Source organism: Pseudomonas sp. DW-iso17 (genome assembly GCF_058725345.1).
In genome coordinates this window covers 352771-372979 of record NZ_JBZXEA010000011.1, presented here as the reverse complement: position 1 = coordinate 372979, position 20209 = coordinate 352771, and the positions used below count along the sequence as shown (strand labels likewise).

The 20209-nt window shown below is 59.7% G+C and carries 17 protein-coding genes; 11 read left to right on the top strand and 6 right to left on the bottom strand.

The features are described from left to right. Positions 1-60: 60 nt before the first annotated feature. Positions 61-1563 carry an exopolyphosphatase gene (gene ppx, locus AC4PS6_RS09625; RefSeq protein WP_003195352.1) on the bottom strand — a complete coding sequence of 501 codons (1503 nt, stop codon included), beginning with the start codon at positions 1561-1563 and terminating at the stop codon, positions 61-63. A 478-nt stretch (positions 1564-2041) separates the two neighbouring features. Here ppx and AC4PS6_RS09620 point away from each other — a divergent pair, with 478 nt between their 5' ends. The 4 genes from AC4PS6_RS09620 to AC4PS6_RS09605 all read left to right on the top strand — a co-directional run bounded on the left by AC4PS6_RS09620 (position 2042) and on the right by AC4PS6_RS09605 (position 6546). Next, positions 2042-2689, top strand: a complete 648-nt coding sequence (locus AC4PS6_RS09620) for a DUF1120 domain-containing protein (RefSeq protein ID WP_014720430.1) — start codon at positions 2042-2044, stop codon at positions 2687-2689. A gap of 120 nt (positions 2690-2809) precedes the next feature. Continuing rightward, positions 2810-3496: a fimbria/pilus chaperone family protein gene (locus AC4PS6_RS09615; protein ID WP_093114399.1), complete on the top strand. Its 687-nt coding sequence runs from the start codon at positions 2810-2812 to the stop codon at positions 3494-3496. Positions 3497-3503: 7 nt separating this feature from the next. Continuing rightward, positions 3504-6005, top strand: a complete 2502-nt coding sequence (locus AC4PS6_RS09610; protein ID WP_336826837.1) for a fimbria/pilus outer membrane usher protein — start codon at positions 3504-3506, stop codon at positions 6003-6005. Further along, complete coding sequence (locus AC4PS6_RS09605) at positions 5971-6546, top strand: DUF1120 domain-containing protein (protein ID WP_138726204.1); 576 nt, start codon at positions 5971-5973, stop codon at positions 6544-6546. The genes AC4PS6_RS09610 and AC4PS6_RS09605 overlap by 35 nt, the downstream gene beginning before the upstream one ends. On the opposite strand, the gene AC4PS6_RS09600 is transcribed toward AC4PS6_RS09605, so the two are convergent. The 4 genes from AC4PS6_RS09600 to AC4PS6_RS09585 are packed head-to-tail and all read right to left on the bottom strand — an operon-like array spanning position 6518 to position 9357. Beyond that, the gene (locus AC4PS6_RS09600) at positions 6518-7255 is read right to left on the bottom strand and encodes an amino acid ABC transporter ATP-binding protein (protein WP_060766873.1); all 738 of its coding nucleotides are present in this window, start codon (positions 7253-7255) and stop codon (positions 6518-6520) included. The genes AC4PS6_RS09605 and AC4PS6_RS09600 overlap by 29 nt on opposite strands. Next, entirely contained in the window at positions 7242-7892 is a 651-nt protein-coding gene (locus AC4PS6_RS09595; protein WP_032894590.1) for an amino acid ABC transporter permease, read from the bottom strand. Before AC4PS6_RS09595 ends, AC4PS6_RS09600 begins: the two co-directional genes overlap by 14 nt. Then, positions 7889-8557: an amino acid ABC transporter permease gene (locus AC4PS6_RS09590; protein ID WP_014720424.1), complete on the bottom strand. Its 669-nt coding sequence runs from the start codon at positions 8555-8557 to the stop codon at positions 7889-7891. Before AC4PS6_RS09590 ends, AC4PS6_RS09595 begins: the two co-directional genes overlap by 4 nt. Positions 8558-8571: 14 nt before the next feature. Then, positions 8572-9357, bottom strand: coding sequence for a transporter substrate-binding domain-containing protein (locus AC4PS6_RS09585; protein ID WP_014720423.1), 786 nt, complete (start codon positions 9355-9357; stop codon positions 8572-8574). Between the two features lie 256 nt (positions 9358-9613). Here AC4PS6_RS09585 and AC4PS6_RS09580 point away from each other — a divergent pair, with 256 nt between their 5' ends. From AC4PS6_RS09580 to AC4PS6_RS09555, 6 genes are all read left to right on the top strand, one after another. Further along, positions 9614-10309: a FadR/GntR family transcriptional regulator gene (locus tag AC4PS6_RS09580; RefSeq protein WP_336826836.1), complete on the top strand. Its 696-nt coding sequence runs from the start codon at positions 9614-9616 to the stop codon at positions 10307-10309. 120 nt (positions 10310-10429) lie between these two features. Then, the gene (trxA, locus tag AC4PS6_RS09575; RefSeq protein WP_014720421.1) at positions 10430-10759 is read left to right on the top strand and encodes a thioredoxin TrxA; all 330 of its coding nucleotides are present in this window, start codon (positions 10430-10432) and stop codon (positions 10757-10759) included. Positions 10760-10993: 234 nt separating this feature from the next. Beyond that, positions 10994-12253: a transcription termination factor Rho gene (gene rho / locus AC4PS6_RS09570; RefSeq protein ID WP_003176825.1), complete on the top strand. Its 1260-nt coding sequence runs from the start codon at positions 10994-10996 to the stop codon at positions 12251-12253. A gap of 156 nt (positions 12254-12409) precedes the next feature. After that, positions 12410-14392, top strand: coding sequence for an acyltransferase family protein (locus AC4PS6_RS09565; RefSeq protein WP_020301811.1), 1983 nt, complete (start codon positions 12410-12412; stop codon positions 14390-14392). Positions 14393-14451: 59 nt separating this feature from the next. Further along, positions 14452-15918 (top strand): 4-hydroxy-3-polyprenylbenzoate decarboxylase, encoded by a 1467-nt coding sequence (gene ubiD, locus AC4PS6_RS09560; protein ID WP_003195329.1) that lies wholly within the window; start codon positions 14452-14454, stop codon positions 15916-15918. Further along, positions 15918-16886 carry a CDP-6-deoxy-delta-3,4-glucoseen reductase gene (locus tag AC4PS6_RS09555; protein ID WP_336826835.1) on the top strand — a complete coding sequence of 323 codons (969 nt, stop codon included), beginning with the start codon at positions 15918-15920 and terminating at the stop codon, positions 16884-16886. The genes ubiD and AC4PS6_RS09555 overlap by 1 nt, the downstream gene beginning before the upstream one ends. Positions 16887-17007: 121 nt before the next feature. On the opposite strand, the gene AC4PS6_RS09550 is transcribed toward AC4PS6_RS09555, so the two are convergent. Continuing rightward, complete coding sequence (locus tag AC4PS6_RS09550) at positions 17008-17490, bottom strand: serine/threonine-protein phosphatase 2A activator family protein (protein ID WP_014720418.1); 483 nt, start codon at positions 17488-17490, stop codon at positions 17008-17010. Positions 17491-17817: 327 nt separating this feature from the next. On the opposite strand from AC4PS6_RS09550, the gene AC4PS6_RS09545 reads away from it, so the two are divergent. Further along, positions 17818-20205 (top strand): TonB-dependent receptor plug domain-containing protein, encoded by a 2388-nt coding sequence (locus AC4PS6_RS09545; protein WP_492180777.1) that lies wholly within the window; start codon positions 17818-17820, stop codon positions 20203-20205. The last annotated feature ends 4 nt before the right edge of the window (positions 20206-20209 follow it).

The window sequence follows — 20209 nt, the reverse complement described above, 5'->3', positions numbered from 1 at the left end:
GGTGACTGTTCCACTGCATTTGCGGGCAAGCCCGCTCCCACATTTGTTTTGCAGTGGGCTTTAGCGCAGGTTCAGGCTGAACCCCACCCGTGTCAGCCATTCCGCTTCCTGGGCGAAGTCCGCCTGGGTCAGCTGGTTTTCATCCAGCCAGCCTTTGGGGAACATCACTTCCAGGCTGTCGCCATCGGCATGCAGTTTGACCTGGGGCATTTCCTGGGTGCCACGGATGTGGTGGAACAGGATCGCAAAGCGCAGCAGCGCGCACAGGCGAATCAGCTTGATGCCGTCTTTACCGAATTCGGCAAACTTGTCCTTGGGAATATTACGGCGATGGCCGCGTACCAGCAGCGCGAGCATCTGTTGGTCTTCCCGGGAGAAACCGGCCAGGTCCGAGTGTTCGATCAGGTAGGCGCCGTGCTTGTGATAATGGTAGTGGGCGATGTCCAGGCCGACTTCATGCACCTTGGCTGCCCAGCCGAGTAACTCGCGCCAGACGCCGTCTTCCAGGTCCCAGTCCTCGGCCACCTGGTCGAACGCGTGCAGGGCTTTGCGCTCCACGCGTGCGGCTTGTTCCAGGTCAACGTGATAACGCTCCATCAGCGAGCTGAGGGTGCGCTCGCGCACGTCTTCGTGGTGGTGCCGGCCCAGCAGGTCGTAGAGCACGCCTTCGCGCAGGGCGCCGTCACAGTGGTCCATGCGTTGCAGTTCGAGGGCGTCGAAGATGGCTTCGAGAATTGCCAGGCCCGCAGGGAAAATCGCACGGCGGTCGGGCTTGATGCCATCGAAGTCGATTTTCTCTGCATCCCCCAGCTTGAACAACTTGCGCTTGAGCCACGCCAAGCCCTCGGCGTTCACCTCGCCGGTGCCATGGCCACCGGCTTTCAAGGCCAGGCCGATGGCACGGATGGTGCCGGACGAGCCGATGGCTTCATCCCAGGTCAGTCGGTGCAAGGCGTGTTCGATGCTCATGATTTCCAGACGCGCTGCGGTGTAGGCCTGGGCATAGCGCGCCGGAGTGATCTTGCCATCCTTGAAATAACGCTGGGTGAAACTCACGCATCCCATCTGCAGGCTTTCACGCAGCAGCGGTTCGAAACGCTGGCCGATGATGAACTCGGTGCTACCGCCGCCAATGTCTGCCACCAGGCGTTTGCCGGGCGTATCGGCCAGTGTGTGTGACACGCCGAGGTAGATCAGGCGAGCCTCTTCACGGCCCGAGATGACCTCCACCGGATGCCCGAGGATTTCCTCGGCGCGATGGATGAACTCGTTGCGGTTGCGGGCCTCGCGCAAGGCATTGGTGCCAACGATACGCACTGCGCCAGGGGGCATGCCGTTGATCAGTTGCGCAAAACGCTTGAGGCAATCGAGGCCGCGCTGCATGGATTCTTCATTGAGCTTGCGCTCGTCGTCGATCCCGGCGGCCAGTTGCACTTTTTCGCCGAGCCGCTCAAGGATGCGGATCTCACCGTTCTGGGCCTTGGCCACGACCATATGAAAGCTGTTGGAGCCCAGGTCGATGGCGGCGATCAAGGACAGATTCTTGGCTTGGGATTGCGGCATGGTTTGAGGATCTCGGTCGATAACCTTGCCATCGTGCCACGATCGACCGCTGACGCCAACGCGTTGTGCTTCGGTAATTGGACCGATGCTGTCTGTAGGGAAATCTCTGGGAAGTGCAGGGCAGCTTCGCAAGCTTTAAACGAATAGGCAATCCGATACCGTAAGACGTTTTAACTGTATGTCGTCGTAAGTTGTGTATGACATTGCTTACAGTGATCGGGGCTGTAGATCATGCGATTTCAGTCAGAGGACTACTTTGCTGATCGATTAAAGCCGTTGCCTAATTTAATACGGCCCACAGCAAATACCGTGTTGTCTGATTTTTTTGCCAGGCACCAAGGCGCCAGACTGTCATTCGGCAATTCTGCCTGGGTGTTATTTATTTATAGTTTTGTGTTACGGAAGATAAAGCGTTGAGCGACGGAGTCGCTAAAACCAAAATAAAGAACGCCTGTTAATTCCTAATGACAGGACGAGCATGAAAAAAATTATTGGATTAACCGTCGGTATGGTGTGCCTGGCTGCAACCCTCAATGCCCAGGCAACCACCAGTGCGCAGTTGGTCGTCAGGGGCACCATTACACCTGCTGCCTGCAACCTCAGCCTGGCGGGCAGTGGCATCATCGACTACGGCACGATTCGCTCGGGCGAATTGTCCCAAACAGCGTTTAACCCGCGCGAAGAGAGGACCACTTCGCTGGTGATCAATTGCGGCACCACGCCTGCCAGGTTCGGGCTCACGTTTACCGACCTGCAAGCGGGCAGCAAGGTGACGGGCATCCTCGGCGCGGGCTTCACCGAAGCACAGAACTATGGTTTGGGTATGGTGGGCGCCCGGCGTACCGGTGGCTATTCGGTGACTCTCAAGGACCTCAGGTCCTCCGGCACAACGCTGTTTCCGATCATGCGCAGCGGCCTGGGGGCCTGGTACAACAGCGATGGCAAAGTGGCCCAGTCGCCGAGCCAGTACTCCTGGCGTAATGGCACGACGATTACCCCTGCCGCTATCAGCCAATTGACCGGTACGCTCGCGGTGAAAGCGGTAATCAACAAGGCTCGGGATCTGGATTTAAGCCGCGACATTTCCATTGATGGGCGCGCCACGCTTGTATTGAGTTACATCTAAATAACTGAAAGCAGCCGATCAAGAAACTAACCCTTTCTTATTGGCTGTTTTTCTATGGCTGCGCGATTGCCAATCGTCAATGGCATGAGTTGAGGGGAATACTGAGTGCGTGGTTTTTTAATAAGTTGTGTATGGCTGTGGCATCTTTTTTTTAGTGCTGTTGCCACCGCCGACGGTATGTTGCCGGAAACAACAGTGGTGGTGCTTTATGAAGAGGACGGCGAAGCCACCCTGAGTATCAAGAACACCGATGCGGGGCCCGCGCTGCTGCATTCCGTAGTTGAGAATGTGCCTGAAGACCTGGAGCCGCTACTGATTGTCACACCGCCAGTTACCCGTGTGGAGGCAGGCGACACCCAGCTGGTGCGTTTTATCAGCACCCTGAAACAGCCGCTCAAGACCCAGCGGCTCAAGCGCGTGTCGTTTGAGGGCATCCCCCAGGCGCGGGCTGCGGGTGGTGCAACCATTGGCATCACCCTGCGGCAGAATTTGCCGCTGATCCTGCACCCCCAAGGCCTGCCGCGACACCATACGCCGTGGGAATTGTTGACGTGGAAGCGCGTCGGGGACCGGCTCAGCGTCCATAACGACAGCGCCTATGTGGTGCGCCTGGCGCCAGATGTGCAGCTGCTGCCACAAGGCACACTGGCGACATTGCCGCGCACTTACATCTTGCCGGGTGAGGCATTGGTGGCGAAGGGCGAAGGTACTCTGGGCAATGTGGCTCAAGTAGAGATCCAGCCCGCCACGGTCTACGGGTTTTCGGTAGACAGCTACCGAGCGCCGGTCATCACCGATGAAGGTTGATCGGTTCATGAGGCTTCCTTCGAGGCGCGACATTGCCGGTACTGCCTGGCCCGGTCGATCCACGTTATCCATCGGCTTTGCGGCGCTCTGGAGTCTGCCTGGTATGGCGACCGCGCTGGAACTCGGGGAAGGGTTTGACCTGGCGGCCCTCACAACCCACGGCATAGACCCCAAGGTTGCCGATTACTTTCGCAGTGCGGCGCGCTTTCGCGAAGGTGTCCAGGTGGTGGGGTTGCGGGTCAATGGCAACCCGCTTGGGCGGGTGGATGCCCGGTTTGGTTCGCAGGGTGAGTTGTGTTTCACCCCAGGTTTACTTGAGAAGGCCGGGCTGGTTAAACCCGGCGCAATCCTGCAGCCCGGCGCCAGGCCCGACCAGGCCTGCCATGACTTTCTCGGCGCATTCCCGGCGACGATGGTGCGGCTGCGCCCCGGCAACGACGAAGTGGTGCTGGTGGTGCCGACCCAGGCCTTGCGCGAACCCCAGTGGGAAAGCGGGAATTTTTCCCACGGCGGCGCGGCAGCGTTGTTCAACTATGACGTGCTGGGTTACGACAGCCATTTGCGCAGTGGGCCCAGCCGGTTCGTGTCGGCTTATACAGAGGCGGGCTTCAACCTCGACGACTGGATTGTCCGCAGCCGCCAGTTCTATGTGTCTGACAACGGCCAGACCCGTACCGAACACTTGCACGCTTATGCCCAGCGGGATATCGCCGGGTTGCAGTCGACGTTCCAGGCAGGCCAGATCTCCAGCAATAACCCGTTGTTTGGCGGGATCCAACTGTCGGGCGTGCAGTTCTCCCCCGATGGGCAGGCCAGAACACCCGCAGGCGGCACTAACGCAGTGGTCGAGGGGTTGGCCCAAAGCCAATCGCGGGTTGAAATACGCCAGTCCGGTGTGTTGGTCCACAGTACGTTGGTGCCTGAAGGACCGTTCCGGCTGACGGGCTTGCCCCTGCTTAACACCACCAGCGACCTTGAGGTCAGTGTAATTGACGTGCGGGGTGCCAAGCGCAGTTTCGTGGTGCCGGCGGCATCGTTCGCGGGGGCTACCCCGGCGGCGCCTGGATACTATTTGTCGGTGGGCGAGTTGCGCAGAACGGCGGGTGAGGAAGGGCCTTCACCGGTGATCGCCATGGGCAGTGGTACCTGGGGGCTGGGGAGCCACTCGTCTGCGGGTTTTGGCTTGTTGAGTACCGATGACTATTGGGCGGCAGGGGGCACCCTGAGCAGCGTGTTTTTCCAGCGGGTTTCTGTCAACGCACGCCATAACCTGTCCCGGGACAGCCAGAAAGCCGTGTCCGGCTCACGCAGCAGCCTGTCACTGAGCAGCCCGGTCGGGGCCAATATCGACGTCAACCTCAGCGCCACTACCCAGACGCATGGTTACCGTGAAGTCACTGAAGTGGGCCAGTCGCTCAGGGCCGATGATCTCGATTCCCACTTTAAAAACCAGTACACCGCGGGCGTGAGCTGGGCCGACCCCACGCTGGGCGTATTTTCTTTGAATTACACCCGCAGCGCTCAATTTGGCGGGCAAACCAGCGAGCATGTGTTTGCCTCATGGAACAAGTCGTTTGGCCATGCCGATGTGGCGCTGATCGCTGATTCACAGGTAGGGGGTTCACGGGCTGGCCGTGACGCCACCTATACAGGCAGCCGGCGTGATCGTGCCGTGGATAACGATGTGTCCCTGCGGTTGCAGGTCAGCGTGCCGCTGGGCGGCGATCGCCGTGTGAGCAGCTACACCAGCCGCCGTGGGGAGCAATTTACCGCGGGCACTGCACTGAGCGAGCGGGTCAACGAGTATATGAACTACGAAGTGGGAGTTGAGCGTGACATGCGGGCCAGGGAGCAATCGTTGCGTGGGCAAGTGGACTTGTTGCCACGCTATACGCGAGTGGGCCTGGGCGTTAGCCGTGACCCGCTGGGCACCAGCTACACCGGCCAATGGCAGGGTGGTGCGGTGGCTCACGAAGGCGGGCTGACCTTTTCGCCCTACAGCGTGCAGGACACGTTCGGCATCGTCTCGGTCGGCGATATCGGCTCGGCGAAAGTCGAGACGCCACAAGGCCCGGTATGGACCGACTTCAGCGGCCAGGCGGTAATCGCCGGCTTGCCGGCCTACACCAACAGCCGCGTCCAGGTGCAGACCCCTTCCTTGCCCAAACGGGTGGACCTGAAAAACGGCACCCAGGTCCTTGCGGCAGGCCGAGGCTCGTTCAATAACGTGGATTTTGACGTGGTGAAAGTACGCCGGATGCTGGTAACCGCCAACGATCAGCACGGCCGACCATTGCCTCAGGGCGCCTCGGTCTTGGGCAAGGGCAATCGCTTCATCACCAGTGTGGTGGGCGAGGGCATGATTTTCCTCAACGACGTCTCCGAGTCGCAAAGCCTGAAAGTTTCATTGCCGGACTCTTCCACTTGCCTGTTGCACATCGACCCCGAGGCCAAGCCTGACAATGACAAATTCTATGAAGCGGTATCGGCGGTGTGCCAGGGTGGTTAAGCGTGCAAGCCTGCCCTTGGCCCTGTTATGCATGTTGCTGGCAGCACTTGATGCGCAAGCTGAAAACTGTCGGCTATCGCTGAGCCAGTCGCGCATCGACTATGGGCCGATATACCGGGATGCAGTGGTTGAAAATGCCACTGTGGTGCTGGCTACCCGCACGTTCAGCATGACCGTGCTCTGCGCGGAGCCGGCGGCAATGGCCCTGCGTTTTGTCGCAGCGCCTGCCGATGGGCAAGGGTTTCGGTTTGGTCGTGAGGGGCGTTTGCGCTTGCGTCTCAAGCATGCCCAGGTCGACGGGCGAGCAGTCGGCTGGTCGTCTGCTCAAGCACCTGATGAGTCGGCCAGCGGCCAGTTGTTACCCGGCCAGGCCTTGATTGCGCGAGTCTCAGGTGTGCCGGTGACAGGGCGCAGGCTCACCGCCCAGGTCGATATCGACACCGAACTGCCCTTCGACGCGTTGGTGGTACGCACGCAGGCCCACCTTGAAGGGCAGGGCCGTTTCGAACTGGTTAGCCCGGCTGTTCCACCGAGCCAATGAAGTTAGCCAGCTCGGCCGTTTTCGGGTTGGCGAACAGTACCTTCGGGTCACCGGTTTCATGTACCTTGCCGTGGTGCATGAACACGAGCTTGTCGCCGACCTCACGGGCAAAACGCATTTCGTGAGTCACCATGATCAGGGTCATGCCGTCCTGAGCCAGTTGGCGCACCACGCTCAGCACTTCATTGACCAGTTCGGGGTCCAGGGCTGAAGTGATCTCGTCGCACAGCAGCACCTTGGGCGACATGGCCAGGGCGCGGGCAATGGCGACGCGCTGTTGCTGGCCGCCGGACAGGCGATCGGGAAAGGCGTCGAATTTTTCGCCCAGCCCGACCCGGTCCAGCATCTGCCTGGCCAGTTGGGCGGCCTTGGCCTTGGGCACTTTCTGCACCACTTGCGGCGCCAGCATCACGTTCTCGCCCACGGTCAGGTGCGGGAACAGATTGAATTGCTGGAACACCATGCCGACCTTCTGCCGCAGGCTGCGCAGGTCGGCGCGGGCGGCGTCGAGGTATTCGCCATCGACTTCGATTACACCGTCGTTGATCGACTCCAGGCCATTGAGGGTGCGCAGCAAGGTGGACTTGCCCGAGCCGCTGCGGCCGATGATCGCGACCACCTGGCCTTCGTCCACCGTCAAGTCGATGCCCTTGAGTACGTGGTGATCGCCGTAATACTTATGCAGGGCAGAAATTCTAAGCAGAGGCATGCAGTCTCCTTTCCAGGTAGCGCGCACTGAGGGACAAGGGGTAACAGAGCAAAAAGTAACCGAGGGCCACCAGGCCGTAGACCATGAAGGGTTCAAAGGTGGCGTTGGCGAGCATGCCGCCCGTCTTGGTCAGTTCGGTGAAGCCGATGATCGAGGTCACGGCGGTGCCTTTGACCACCTGCACCGAAAAGCCCACCGTCGGCGCGACAGCAATGCGCAGCGCCTGGGGCAGGATCACATAGCGCAGTTGTTCAAGCGGGTTGAGGGCCAGGCTGGCCGAGGCTTCCCATTGGCCGTGGGCAATGGAATCGACGCAACCGCGCCATATTTCAGCCAGGTAGGCACTGGTAAACAGGGTCAAGGCAATTGCCGCTGCCAGCCAGGGCGATATGTCCACGCCAAGCAGGGCAACGCCGAAAAACACCAGGAACAGCTGCATCAGCAGTGGCGTGCCCTGGAACAGTTCGATATAGGTGCGGGCCATATTGCGTGGGAACGCTTTGCGGCTGATGCGCAGGGTCATCACCAATAAGCCGATCAGGCCGCCGCCCACAAACGCCACCAATGACAGCAACAGCGTCCATTGCAGGCCGGTCAGCAGGTTGCGCACAATGTCCCAGAACGAAAAATCACTCATCGGCTGTTCCTCATGACAAACCGTCGGCCGATCCAGTTGAGCAATTGGCGAATCATCAGCGCCATGCACAGGTACACCAGGGTGGTCAGGGCATAGGTTTCAAAGGCACGGAAATTACGCGACTGGATAAAGTTGGCGGCAAAGCTCAATTCTTCAGTCGCAATCTGCGAACACACCGCCGAACCGAGCATCACGATGATGATCTGGCTGCTCAGGGCGGGCCACACCTTGCCCAGGGCCGGCAGCAGCACCACATGGCGAAACGCTTCAAAGCGCGTCATTGCCAGTGCCGCGGCCGCCTCCAGTTGCCCCCGTGGGATGGCCTGGATGCCGGCACGGATGATCTCGGTGGAGTAGGCCCCCAGGTTGATCACCATCGCCAGCACGGCGGCTTGCCACTCGGTAATTTTCAACCCGAGGGATGGCAGGCCGAAGAAGATGAAGAACAGTTGCACCAGGAACGGCGTGTTGCGGATCAACTCGACATACACACCAAAGACCCACGCAAACGGTTGGATCTTCCACGCCCGTACCACGGCGCCGACAGTGCCCAGGGCCACGCCGAGGATGGCGCCAATGGCCGTCAGCTCAAGGGTGAACAGCGCGCCACGCAGGAGCAGGTCGGTATTGGCCAGCACCGGCACAAAGTCGAATTGATAGGCCATCTTTGAGCTCCGCGTCAGAGGTCGGCAGGCAGCGGTTCTTTGAGCCACTGCATCGCGTTTTTCCCAAGGCTGCCGTCAGCCTTGGCTGCCACCAGGATCTGGTTGACCTTTTCCAGCAGCGCCGGCTCGTTCTTGTTCACGCCTACGTACACCGGCGAATCCTTGAGTTTCACCTTCAGTGCCGGTACGCGCTTGGGGTTGCGTTCGCTGATGGCCACCATGACCACGTTGCCACTGGCGATCAGGTCGACCTGGCCGGCCAGGTAGGCGGCGATGGTGGAGTTGTTGTCTTCAAAACGCTTGATCGTGGCTTCCTTGGGCGCTACCGCGGTCAGCTCGATGTCTTCGATGGCGCCACGGGTCACGCTGATGGTCTTGCCCTTGAGGTCGTCGAGGCTGGCGATGGCGGCATCAGGCGGCCCAAACACGGCAAGGTAGAACGGCGCGTAGGCGTTGGAGAAGTCGATGACCTTTGCGCGCTCGGGGTTCTTGCCCAGGCTGGAAATAACCAGGTCGACTTTGCCAGTGGTGAGGAACGGTATGCGGTTGGTGCTGTTGACCGGCGTCAGTTCCAGCTTGACCTTGAGTTGGTCGGCCAGCAGCTTGGCGGTGTCGATGTCCAGGCCCCGGGGTTGCATGTCAGGGCCGACCGAACCAAACGGCGGGAAGTCCTGGGGGACGGCAACCTTCAGGGTGCCACGGGCGACGATGTCATCCAGACCACTCGCCTGGGCGGGTGCCTGGCTCAGCATCAGGCTGGCAAACAGGGCAGTGAGCAGGGCGCTGTAGCGCTTGGTCATGGCAGCTCTCCGAAAAAGGCGAAGGAATTTTCTGAGTTTGCCCAGTGCACAGCCCATGCCAGCACCGTTCGGATCGTCTGCAAGGCTGATGTTTGTTGAGGTGCAGTGGTCTTACTGGTCTGAACAGTGGTCAGGTTTCCCGCACCCTTTTCGAGCGTTTGCAAAAAGCCGCGAGCGCCTTTGGGGCGTGGCTTGCAGCCAGCTATGAATAGTTTTACAACGGGTCACACACGCTATCGGGAACCCTGAGCTTTTTATGAATTCCATTGCCCAAGCCGTACCGGAAGCGGCCTTGCAGGCCATCCGCAAACTGATCAAGGAGCAAGGCTTTGGGCCGGGCGACGCGCTGCCATCCCAGCGCGACCTGGCCCTGCAATTGGGGGTGAGCCGGGCGTCGTTGCGTGAGGCGCTGTCGTCCCTCAGCGCTTTGGGCGTGGTCAACGTGCAGCCGGGCAAGGGCGTGTTCGTGCAGGACGTGCAAGAGGCACCGGGGTTCGCCTGGCCCTTCACGGCGCAGGCCACGCCGCCGGATATCTTCCAGCTGCGCTACGCCTTGGAGGGGTTTGCGGCGGGGTTGGCAGCAATGACACTGACCCTCGATGCACTGGACAGCCTGCAAGACAACGTACAAGCCATGCGCAAAGTGCTCAAGGCGGGCGACTTCGAAGCGGCCGCCCGCCTGGACTTCGAATTTCATCAGCGTATTCTGCTGGCCAGCGGTAACCAGGCCATGGTGAGCATCCTGAGCGCCAGCGCCGAGGTGTTTCTGGAAAGTCAGAAGCTACCGTTCATCCGGCCGGAACGGGCCATGGAAACCTGGCAGGAACATCGCAGAATCCTGCGCGCCCTGGCCCGCCGCAACAGTACGGCGGCGCAGAAAACCATGCAGGAACATATACGTAATGCAGCGTTGCGCACGGGCATTGCGTTCATGACGCCCGCCACGCCGTGACAGAGTCATACCCACGCTCATTCAACCTCATAGCAAGACTCAATCAGACGCGGCTTCCTGAACAGGGGAAGGGCGGCTATGATGGGCAACGTTTTTTTTGCTTACAATCCGGAGACATCCATGAGCAGCGATCTTATCAAGCACGTCACCGACGCGACCTTTGAAGCCGAAGTCCTCAAGGCTGACGGCCCGGTGCTGGTTGACTACTGGGCTGAATGGTGCGGCCCTTGCAAAATGATCGCTCCGGTCCTGGACGACATTGCAACCACCTACGCAGGCAAGCTGACCATTGCCAAGCTGAACATTGACGAGAACCAGGACACCCCGGCCAAGCATGGCGTGCGTGGTATCCCGACCCTGATGCTGTTCAAGAACGGCAATGTCGAAGCGACTAAAGTGGGTGCTCTGTCGAAGTCCCAGTTGCAAGCTTTCCTCGACGCGAGCCTCTAAGCGTCGTCAAAAAAGCCCCGCAAATTGCGGGGCTTTTTCGTAAAACAGGGCTAGACGCTCCGAAATCCAGGTGTTACATTCGGCCCCGCAGTGGTTTCTCCACTGCCCCCTGCAAGCCGTCGCCGACGCATTCCTTTTCGATTAGTACGCGATCCTGTCGCCTTCTCTGCGGCGCGGCCTCATTAAGCCAAAAGCTTAATTTCCCCCCTCCATAAATGATTACGTCATTCCTATATGAATCTGACTGAACTCAAGCAAAAGCCGATTACCGACCTGCTCCAACTGGCCGAAGAAATGGGCATAGAAAATATGGCCCGTTCGCGCAAGCAGGACGTGATTTTCTCCCTGCTCAAGAAGCACGCGAAAAGCGGCGAGGAAATCTCCGGTGATGGCGTGCTGGAGATTCTCCAGGACGGCTTCGGCTTCCTCCGCTCTGCAGATGCGTCCTATCTCGCCGGCCCAGATGATATCTACGTCTCGCCGAGCCAGATCCGTCGCTTCAACTTGCGCACCGGTGACACCATCGTTGGCAAGATCCGTCCTCCGAAGGAAGGCGAGCGTTACTTCGCCCTGCTCAAGGTCGACACGATCAACTTCGATCGCCCCGAGAATGCGAAAAACAAGATTCTCTTCGAGAACCTGACGCCGCTGTTCCCGACCGTGCGCATGAAGATGGAAGCCGGTAACGGCTCCACCGAAGACTTGACCGGTCGTGTGATTGACCTCTGCGCTCCAATCGGCAAAGGCCAGCGTGGCCTGATCGTCGCACCGCCGAAAGCCGGTAAAACGATCATGCTGCAGAACATTGCAGCGAACATCGCACGTAACAACCCTGAAGTTCACCTGATCGTACTGTTGATCGATGAGCGTCCGGAAGAAGTGACCGAGATGCAGCGCACCGTGCGCGGCGAAGTGGTTGCCTCGACGTTCGATGAGCCGCCAACCCGCCACGTGCAGGTTGCCGAAATGGTGATCGAAAAGGCCAAGCGCCTGGTCGAGCACAAGAAAGACGTGGTGATCCTGCTCGACTCCATCACCCGTCTGGCCCGCGCCTACAACACCGTGATCCCGAGCTCCGGCAAGGTGCTGACCGGTGGTGTCGATGCCCACGCCCTGGAAAAACCAAAGCGTTTCTTCGGCGCTGCGCGCAACATCGAAGAAGGCGGCTCGCTGACCATTATCGCCACCGCGCTGGTTGAAACCGGCTCGAAGATGGACGAAGTGATCTACGAAGAGTTCAAGGGTACCGGCAACATGGAACTGCCTTTGGACCGTCGCATCGCTGAAAAGCGTGTGTTCCCTGCGATCAACATCAACCGCTCCGGCACCCGCCGCGAAGAGCTGCTGACCGCAGACGACGAACTGCAGCGTATGTGGATCCTGCGCAAGCTGCTGCACCCGATGGACGAAGTCGCTGCCATCGAGTTTCTGATCGACAAGCTGAAAACCACCAAGACCAACGACGAGTTCTTCCTGTCGATGAAACGCAAGTAATACAGCGTTTCAGGTCCAAAAAAATGGCGCCCTTAATGGGGGGCCATTTTTTTTGCGTCGAGATTCTGCGATTTTTGTGGCATAAGTATCCGTTAAGTAACAAAAATTGACGCGTGACTTCGCTCATCCCTTTCGTCGCAGACTGACCACATTCTTATGACCACCCTTGCTTACCGCAGAGACATCGATGGCCTGCGTGCCATCGCTGTCCTTGCAGTCGTGTTGTTCCACTTTGGTGTCCCTGGCATTACTGGCGGTTTTGTTGGCGTTGACGTCTTCTTCGTCATCTCAGGTTTCCTGATCACGTCAATTATCTGGCGTGAGCGTCAAGCTGGACGCTTCAGCTTCATCGACTTCTGGGCTCGCCGTGCCCGGCGTATATTGCCGGCCCTGTTTGTGATGATCGCGGCGACACTGGCAGTGGGTTGGTTTCTGTTGGCGCCCAAGGACTATGAAGAGTTGGGGCGGTCTGCGCATTATCAGGTGACCTTTACCTCGAACCTGTTGTTCTCGCGCCAGCACGGCTATTTCGATGCTTCATCAGACATCAAACCCCTGTTGCATACCTGGTCATTGGCGGTAGAAGAGCAGTTCTATATTTTCTTCCCATTGCTGTTGACCTTGCTTTCCAGCCGTTTGAAGCACTGGCGCCTGGCATTGTTCGCGGTGCTGCTGGCGTCGTTTGGCATGAGCGTCTGGGCGGTTCAGCATGAGCCACAGAAAGCTTTCTTCCTGTTGCATCTGCGGGCCTGGGAGCTACTGGCCGGTGCGATGCTGGCGGTGCAGCCCAAGCGTGAGTGGCGCGCGTCGCGGGCCTTGGCGCAAGGGATCAGCCTGGCTTCCCTGGCATTGATCCTCATCGCTGTGCTGGGCTACGACGCGAAAACGCCGTTCCCAGGCGCGACTGCGTTGTTGCCTGTGCTGGGTGTGGTCGGGTTGATCTGGGCCAACGGCCAGCAACAGACTTGGGTCGCTCGCCTGTTGGGCACGCGGATCATGGTGGGTATCGGGCTGATCTCTTATTCCTGGTACCTCTGGCACTGGCCGGTATTCGTGTACGCCAACTACGCCGCGGTGGATGGCTTGAGCGCGCTGGAACTGGGGGGGCTGATGCTGCTTTCGCTGGTGCTGGGCTATCTGTCCTGGCGCTTCGTGGAAACGCCGTTCCGGGAAAAACGTTTGCTGGCTTCGCGTAAGGCGATTCTGGCGTCAGCCATGGTCGGCATTCTGGGGCTGGGCTTCACTGGCCTTGCGATACGCGAAGCTGACGGCGTGCCTTCGCGCTTGTCCGAACAGGCGTTGCGTTTTGCCCAGGCCAAGAAGTGGAGCCCTGACCTGCTGGCGTGCATGGCCGACAAAGATACGCCCGATGAACGCTTGTTCTGCCATTTCGGCCCGAAAGACCAATCGGTTTCGGCGTTGGTATGGGGTGACAGTCACGCTACCGCGCTGATACCGGCACTCAAAGAGGGCGCTGATCGTCACGATATCAGCCTGGTCGAAGCCAGTTTTGCCGGCTGTATTCCCCTCGATGGCCTGGAAAATATTGCCCGCTGCGCGCATTTCAACCGGCGCGTCGAGAAGGCCATGGCCGAGCAGACGTTCAGCGATGTGGTGTTGGCCGCCCGCTGGAGCCTGTATGTGTATGGGCAAATGTCCGGTGACAAGGAGCATGCACTCAAAGATCCTGGCACCGGCCAGTATGTGCGTGCCGTCGCCGAACAACGCTTTGCCCAGGGCCTGCGCGAGCGCATTCGGGACTTGCGCGCTGCCGGCCACAAGGTCTGGTTGGTCAAGGAAGTGCCGCTGCAGGAAATCATCGTGCCTTACCGTCTCAGCCGCCTGGCCATGATGAACCGGCCCGTGGACGGTGAAGGGCTCGCCGTGGCCGAGCATGTGAAGCGCCAGGCCTTTATCACGCAATTGTTTGATGAATTGGCGGCTGCCGACAGCGGTGTCGCGGTGCTGGACCCCGCGCCATTACTGTGCGGCGCCGATGGGTTGTGCCGGGTCGAACTCAATGGCCGCGCGTTGTATACCGACGATAACCATCTTTCGGACGTCGGCGCGCGACACATCGAAGCCTTCCTGGAACCGTTGTTCAGTTCGTTGCAATCACGTGGATTGACGGCCAATTAAGCTGCCAGCCGCCCTCAGAGCAGGTAGGATGTACGCCTATTTTACGGGTGGCATGGTTAATGAAATTCAAGGATCTTCGGGATTTCGTGCAGCAACTTGAGCAGCGCGGAGAGTTGAAACGTATCCAGATGCCGATTTCTCCGGTGCTGGAAATGACTGAGATTTGCGACCGCACCTTGCGCAACAAGGGCCCGGCGCTGTTGTTCGAAAACCCGACCGGCTTTGATATCCCGGTGCTGGGCAACCTGTTCGGTACTCCCGAGCGCGTGGCCTTTGGCATGGGCGCCGAGTCTGTCAGCGAGCTGCGTGAGATCGGCAAGCTGCTGGCCTTTCTCAAGGAGCCCGAGCCGCCCAAGGGCTTGAAGGACGCCTGGTCCAAACTGCCGATCTTCCGCAAGATCATCGCCATGGCCCCCAAGGTGGTCAAGGACGCGGTGTGCCAGGAAGTGGTCATTGAAGGCGATGATGTCGACCTGGCCATGCTCCCGGTGCAAACCTGCTGGCCCGGCGACGTCGGCCCGTTGATCACCTGGGGCCTGACTGTCACCAAGGGCCCGAACAAGGATCGCCAGAACCTCGGTATCTACCGTCAGCAAGTCATTGGCCGTAACAAAGTGATCATGCGCTGGCTCAGCCACCGTGGCGGCGCCCTCGACTTTCGTGAGTGGTGCGAGAAGCATCCCGGCAAGCCGTTCCCGGTGTCCGTGGCCCTGGGTGCCGACCCGGCGACCATTCTCGGTGCCGTCACTCCCGTACCTGACAGCCTCTCCGAGTACGCCTTCGCCGGCTTGTTGCGCGGTAATCGCACGGAGCTGGTGAAGTGCCGCGGTAACGACCTGCAAGTGCCGGCTACCGCCGAAATCATCCTTGAAGGCGTGATTCACCCAGGTGAAATGGCCGATGAAGGCCCGTACGGCGACCACACCGGTTACTACAACGAAGTCGACAGCTTCCCGGTGTTCACCGTCGAGCGCATCACCCATCGGGTCAAGCCGATCTACCACAGTACCTACACAGGCCGTCCGCCCGATGAGCCGGCCATCCTCGGTGTGGCGCTCAACGAAGTGTTCGTGCCGATCCTGCAAAAGCAATTCCCTGAGATCACCGACTTCTACCTGCCGCCCGAGGGCTGTTCGTATCGCATGGCCATCGTCACCATGAAGAAGTCGTATCCGGGGCATGCCAAGCGGGTAATGCTCGGTGTGTGGTCGTTTTTGCGACAGTTCATGTATACCAAGTTCGTTATCGTCACCGACGACGACATCAATGCCCGGGACTGGAACGACGTGATCTGGGCCATCACCACGCGCATGGATCCCAAGCGCGACACGGTGATGATCGACAACACGCCTATCGACTACCTCGACTTCGCGTCGCCGGTATCGGGCCTTGGCTCAAAGATGGGCCTGGATGCCACGCACAAATGGCCGGGCGAAACCACGCGTGAGTGGGGCCGGGTGATCGTCAAGGATGAAGCCGTCACGGCGCGGGTCGATGCGATCTGGAAAGAATTGGGAATAGATTGATGCGTGTAACCCTGCAACCTTCCGGTGCTGTGCTGGAACTGGCCCCTGGCGAGCGAATCCTCGAGGGCGCCCGTCGCCTGGGCTATGAGTGCCCTCAGGCCTGTCGCAATGGCGTGTGCCATGTCTGCGCGGCGTTGCTGGTGGAGGGCCGGGTACGCCAAGCCGGGGAAGTGCGCGATCATGGTGAGTTCTACACCTGCATCGCCGAGCCCCTGGAAGACTGCATTGTGTTGTGGGATGGCGTACTGGCGCCAGGAGAGTTGCCGTTGCGCAAATTGTCATGCCAATTGATCGAGTGCGTGGAAGTCGGCGGCGATGTCTGGCGTGTGCGCCTGCGCGCCCCGGCCGGTAAGGCGGTGCGTTACCACGCCGGGCAATACTTGATGCTCGAACGGGAGAACGGCGAAAAGTCGGCGTTTTCTCTGGCTTCTGCGCCCCATGCCGGGCGTGAGTTGGAGCTGCATGTGCTGGTGCGCGAAGACAGTGCGCGCAACCTGATCGAACAATTGCAGCGCAACCAGATGGCTCGTGTGGAACTGCCGTTCGGTGACACCCACCTGGCCGAGTTGCCGGACGGGCCGCTGGTGCTGATGGCCGCCGGTACCGGTATGGCGCAGATGCACAGCCTGATCGAGCACTGCCGCGCTTCGGGCTTCAAGCACCCGGTGCACCTGTATTGGGGCGTACGGCGCCCGGAAGATTTCTACCAGATCGAGCACTGGAATCAGTGGCTGCAATTGCCCAATCTGTTCCTGCACAAAGTGGTCAGCGACCTGTGTGGCTGGGAAGGGCGCTGCGGTTTGCTGCATGAGGTAGTGTGCGAAGACATTGCCGACCTCAATAGCGTGCACGTCTACGCCAGCGGTTCGCCGGCGATGATCTACGGCACCTTGGACGCACTGGTCAACGCCGGCATGGATGCGCACCGGATGCGCGCCGATGTCTTCGCCTATGCCCCACGGCCCTAAGACCTTGCGCTGCAAAATGTGGGAGCTGGCTTGCCTGCGATAGCGGTGGGTCAGCGCCTCATTTGCCGCCTGGCACACCGCTATCGCAGGCAAGCCAGCTCCCACCCAGGACCGTGCTGTGTCAGAAGCGCACGCCAGTCGTCACCATTGCTGCGTTGAACCCGAGCAGCACCAGCTCCGCCGCCACCGGCCCGTAATGCGTTCCCACCGATGGAATGATCACCGGCGCCACACCGAATCGGTTCAATGGGATCTTGTCGCGATACTCGCCGCGATAGCCCTGGATCAGCCCGCCGGTCAACTTCGCATACACCGGATAGTCGGCCATGTCATAGCGCTTGCCCGCATAGGCGTAGTACGAGCGTTGGCGGAACGAGTTGCGAAAGGTCACCCCGCCATACACCAGGCCCGACGCCTCATTGCGCTCCAGGCCGATCAAGTCCTGTTTGTTGTTGTGTTGCGGGTCGGGTGCAAAGTGCCGGGTGTAGATGCTGGTCTGGGCGTACCAGAAGCCTTTGTCGTCAGTGACCGTTGGCGTTTCGCTAGCCAGTGCTGTGGTGGCCTGGGCAAGCAATAGCAGGCCAGGCAATCGGAATTTTTTCATGGGCGACCTCGGTAGTCGATTTGATGAGCGGCTAAGTGGGTCGTTATAGGCGCGTCAGTTTGACGGCTTGGCGCCCGCCCAGGCTGAACCGGGGCTGAAAGTACCGGGATTAGCCGCGTGGATCCTGACGAATGGGCGAGTGTGCTTATGCTTTTGCTTATTCTTTTAAGGTATTTATTCTGGCTGATGAATATCTTTAAGCTATATCGCAACGGACTACCGACTTCACCGACCATAACCAGATACTGACCGCCACCGCCCGCCAGCCGGATCGATCGTACGAACTTCGCGCATTGCAGTTCTATTTTTGATTCAAAGGGGAGCGGTATGGGCAGCTACAGGAAACACGCGCGATACACGGCGATTTTGTCGGCAAATTTGCTGACCGTTGTGGGATTCAATCCAGTTCTGGCAGACGAAACATCTGCGGTTGATGCACCTAAACTCGACACCGTGATCGTCACCGGCACCCGCGCCCAAGAGCGCACCGCCAGTGCATCGCTGTCGCCAATCGACGTAATCTCCGGTGAATCCCTGCGCAGCACCGGCTCCGATGAGCTGGGTGCCGTATTAGCGCGCCTGATTCCGTCGATCAACTTCCCCCGACCAAGCCTGGTGGACGGCGCCGAACTCGTGCGTCCGGCGCAGTTGCGCGGCTTGTCGCCGGACCAGGTATTGGTACTGGTCAACGGCAAGCGTCGCCATACCAGTGCCTTTGTCAATCTGGGCGGTGCGGTTGGGCGCGGTTCGGCTCCGGCAGACTTGAATGCCATCCCGCTGTCGGCGGTGGACCATATCGAGGTGCTGCGCGACGGCGCTTCTTCCCGTTACGGCTCCGATGCGATCGCCGGGGTGATCAACGTGATCCTCAAGCACGCCGACCATGGCGGCTCGGTTTCCAGCAAGTTTGGCGAGTACAAAAAGGGTGACGGCATCCAGCGTAATGTCAGCGGTAATGCGGGCCTGGCATTGGGCGACAATGGCTTTATCAACCTGTCTGCCGAAGGCGCCGACAACGATTACACCAACCGCGCCGGCAACGACTACCGCCCCGGCAGCATCGGCTCTACTACTTACGGCCAGCGTGTGTTCCGCCAAGGTGAGCCGGCCACCAATGAAGGCAAATTCCAGTTCAACTCGGAGTATGCCTTCAACGATGCCGCCGAGTTCTACACCTTCGGTGGCTACAGCAAGCGGCGCGGTGAAACGGCAGCCTTCTACCGGGCAAGCAACGCGTCCAACAACATCAAGGCGCTCAACCCCAACGGCTACCTGCCACTGATCAAAGGCAACCTGGAAGACACCTCGCTGGTGGTGGGCTTGCGCGGCCTGCTGGCCTACGACTGGCATTACGACTTGTCGGCCAACTACGGCAAGAACCAGTACGAACTGGGGACTGAAACCATCAACACCTCACTGGGCATGGCGACGCCGCGTAAATTCAATAACGGCACACTGAGCAACGATCAGAAGCAAGTCAGCCTGGACCTGTCCCGTGAATTCGATGTGGGCTTTCTGCCGTATCCGGTCTCTGTGGCGTTCGGCGGTGAGTACCTGCATCAGGGCTATGAAATCGAGGCGGGCGAGCCCGCGTCCTATTACCAGACCGGCAGCTCCGGCCTGGGTGGTTTCCGCGATGCCGATGCCGGTACCAGCACGCGGCATAACTGGGCGCAGTACCTGGACCTGGAAACCAACTTCACCGAAAAGCTCAGCGCCTCGGCTGCCGTGCGCCATGAGGATTACAGTGACTTTGGTTCCAACGTCAGCGGCTCGCTGTCGGCCCGCTATGACTTCACCCCCCAGGTGGCCGTGCGCGGCAGCATCTCCAACGGTTTCCGTGCGCCGTCCCTTGCCCAGCAGAATTTTGCCTACACCTCATCGCAGTTGATCGGTAGCACCATCCAGGAAGCCGGCACCTTCCCGGCCAACAGTCAGGTCGCGCGCCTGCTGGGTGCCGAGGACCTCAAGGCCGAAAAGTCGCGCAACTACAGCCTCGGCCTGGTGCTCGAGCCGGCCGATGACCTGACCGTCACGCTCGATGTGTACCGCATCGACATCCGCGACCGCATCAGCCTGTCGTCCAACCTCAATCTCAACCCGGCCACGGTGGCCTACCTGCAAGCCAATGGCGTCGGCAATATCAACTACACCACGGCCCGTTACTTCACCAACGCCACGGACACCAGCACCGATGGCGTCGATCTGGTAGCCAACTATCGCTACCAGCTCGATAACGGCATTCGCTGGAACAGTACCGTGGGCTACAACTACAACCACACCAAAGTCACCGACGTGAAAGCCAACCCCGCGATTCTCGACAGCCTGGGGGCCAACCTGGTGCGGGTGGACCGCCGCGAGCGTATCGGTTTGCTGGGCGATACCACGCCCCAGCACAAGCTGAGCCTGGGCAATGACTTCACCTTCGGTAATTGGGCGCTGCACACTAACCTGGTGCGCTATGGTGAGTTCACCAGTTATCAGACGGACAAGGTCAACGATCAGACCTTCAAGGCCGCCTGGGTGCTGGACCTGTCGGCGGATTACAAGTTGAAGAACTGGACCTTCACCCTGGGTGGCGACAACGTCACCGATAAGTACCCGGAGAAGGTTAACGCCTTCGCCAGCAGCGGCGGCAACCTCGCCTACAGCACTTTTTCGCCGTACGGTTACAGCGGCGCGTTCTATTACGGTAAAGTCGCTTACAACTGGTAACACA

Bases quoted from the DNA above. Each gene is read 5' to 3' on its own strand.
- ppx (WP_003195352.1), bottom strand. From the start codon at position 1,563: ATGCCGCAATCCCAAGCCAAGAATCTGTCCTTGATCGCCGCCATCGAC.
- AC4PS6_RS09620 (WP_014720430.1), top strand. From the start codon at position 2,042: ATGAAAAAAATTATTGGATTAACCGTCGGTATGGTGTGCCTGGCTGCA.
- AC4PS6_RS09610 (WP_336826837.1), top strand. From the start codon at position 3,504: ATGAGGCTTCCTTCGAGGCGCGACATTGCCGGTACTGCCTGGCCCGGT.
- AC4PS6_RS09605 (WP_138726204.1), top strand. From the start codon at position 5,971: ATGAAGCGGTATCGGCGGTGTGCCAGGGTGGTTAAGCGTGCAAGCCTG.
- AC4PS6_RS09600 (WP_060766873.1), bottom strand. From the start codon at position 7,255: ATGCCTCTGCTTAGAATTTCTGCCCTGCATAAGTATTACGGCGATCAC.
- AC4PS6_RS09595 (WP_032894590.1), bottom strand. From the start codon at position 7,892: ATGAGTGATTTTTCGTTCTGGGACATTGTGCGCAACCTGCTGACCGGC.
- AC4PS6_RS09590 (WP_014720424.1), bottom strand. From the start codon at position 8,557: ATGGCCTATCAATTCGACTTTGTGCCGGTGCTGGCCAATACCGACCTG.
- AC4PS6_RS09585 (WP_014720423.1), bottom strand. From the start codon at position 9,357: ATGACCAAGCGCTACAGCGCCCTGCTCACTGCCCTGTTTGCCAGCCTG.
- AC4PS6_RS09580 (WP_336826836.1), top strand. From the start codon at position 9,614: ATGAATTCCATTGCCCAAGCCGTACCGGAAGCGGCCTTGCAGGCCATC.
- trxA (WP_014720421.1), top strand. From the start codon at position 10,430: ATGAGCAGCGATCTTATCAAGCACGTCACCGACGCGACCTTTGAAGCC.
- rho (WP_003176825.1), top strand. From the start codon at position 10,994: ATGAATCTGACTGAACTCAAGCAAAAGCCGATTACCGACCTGCTCCAA.
- AC4PS6_RS09565 (WP_020301811.1), top strand. From the start codon at position 12,410: ATGACCACCCTTGCTTACCGCAGAGACATCGATGGCCTGCGTGCCATC.
- ubiD (WP_003195329.1), top strand. From the start codon at position 14,452: ATGAAATTCAAGGATCTTCGGGATTTCGTGCAGCAACTTGAGCAGCGC.
- AC4PS6_RS09555 (WP_336826835.1), top strand. From the start codon at position 15,918: ATGCGTGTAACCCTGCAACCTTCCGGTGCTGTGCTGGAACTGGCCCCT.
- AC4PS6_RS09550 (WP_014720418.1), bottom strand. From the start codon at position 17,490: ATGAAAAAATTCCGATTGCCTGGCCTGCTATTGCTTGCCCAGGCCACC.
- AC4PS6_RS09545 (WP_492180777.1), top strand. From the start codon at position 17,818: ATGGGCAGCTACAGGAAACACGCGCGATACACGGCGATTTTGTCGGCA.